The sequence below is a fragment of the Clostridium brassicae genome (genome assembly GCF_026738875.1).
Lineage (GTDB): Bacteria > Bacillota > Clostridia > Clostridiales > Clostridiaceae > Clostridium_H > Clostridium_H brassicae.
On record NZ_JAPQFJ010000058.1, the window covers coordinates 1 to 1587 of the forward strand.

At 28.0% G+C, this 1587-nt stretch carries 1 protein-coding gene; it reads right to left on the reverse strand.

Annotated elements, in window-relative coordinates; genetic code table 11:
* Nucleotides 1-551: 551 nt before the first annotated feature.
* A complete protein-coding gene (locus OW729_RS19320) occupies nt 552-1295 on the reverse strand; it encodes a peptidylprolyl isomerase (RefSeq protein ID WP_268063156.1) in 744 nt (247 codons plus the stop codon).
* Nucleotides 1296-1587: the final 292 nt, after the last annotated feature.

A 1587-nucleotide genomic window follows, 5' to 3' on the forward strand; every position in this document is an offset into this window, starting at 1 on the left:
ACGCCGCCAGCGTTCGTCCTGAGCCAGGATCAAACTCTCAATTTAAAAGTTTAATCTTTACTCAATTCAATTGACTGACTTTATATCAACTTCTGTTTAATTTTCAAAGACCATTTCTTTCGCTGCAATCAAGCAACTTATTTAGTATATCAGTTTATTTATGTTTTGTCAACAACTTTTTTTGAACTTTTTATTTCAAATATTGTTGCTGCCCTGCCGTTACTTTCGTGACGACATGGATTATCTTATCATAATTACTAAATGAATTAACTTCATTACATCCCATAAAAACTAATTATATTCTTTATAATCAATCTAATTCATTTTTTCTTTGTTTTTATCATATTGATACACAAGGAAGAGTAGACCCCACAAACGAAAAGGTATAAATAGTAGTTATCATCTACATTTATACCTTCTTATCATTTTTACCTCTACATTATAAAAGTATCTACATTTGTTTATTAAATTCAGCAACTAGGCTTGATAAATCAGAAATACTAAGTTCAATAAATAATTCTAACTATATAAATACTATCTATATGTATATACTATTTTATTTCAGTTGAATATTTTCCTTTTAGTTCTTCTACCATAGTCATATATTTATGATTTTGTCTTTGTTGCATAAGTTGACCTTTTATCATATCTTTAACTTCATCAAAAGATTTTTGTGCCGCTTCCACCTTATTTTCCACTTTTATTAAGTGATATCCAAATTGAGTTTTAACTGGCTGGCTTAAAGTACCTATTTCTAAAGTAAATGCTGCTTCTTCAAATTCAGGAACCATTTGTCCTCTACCAAATTGTCCTAAGCTTCCACCTTGTGCTTTAGAAGGGCAAGTTGAATATTCTTGTGCTGCTTCTTCAAAAGATAACCCTTCTTTTATTTTACCAGCAATTTCATTTGCAAGTTCTTCTGTATCTACAAGTATATGTTTTGCTGATACCATTTCCGGAGTCTTAAATCCTTCTTTATTTGCATTGTAATAATCTTCAACTTCTTTGTCTGTTAACTCAACATTTTTTAATGTATTTTCTATAGATAATTGAGTTATTAATTCTCTTTTTGTAGCTTCTAACGCTTCTTTATACGTTTCTGTTTCCTCAATTCCATTATCTTTTCCATAATTATAGAAAAGTTCAAAAGCTACTAATTGTTCTATTAATTGTTTCTTACCTTGTTCTGAAGCTAAAAATCCTCTTCTGTCTTGAGGAAATCTTAACATCGCTGTTTGTAAATCTTTTTCTGTTATTTCTTTTCCATTAACAATAGCCAAAACTTTATTTTCCATAGTTGTTCTCCTTTATTGGTTATTTGAAAGCCAAATTGCTTACTAATTTATCATAACATACTCTAATTAATTCAACAAAAGATTTTTAAATTTATATAAATGCTCAACTATAAAATTGCATTTTAACATATTTTTATATTATTACCATGCTTTTAATTTTAGTAATTTTAATTACCTAGATTTCGTACAAATATAAAGATTATATTTTCATATAATTACCTGTTAATATTATTCAATATATTCCATAGTCGCCCAGATTTTTAGGCGGAGCCTTCTGGAATAATTTCACAGA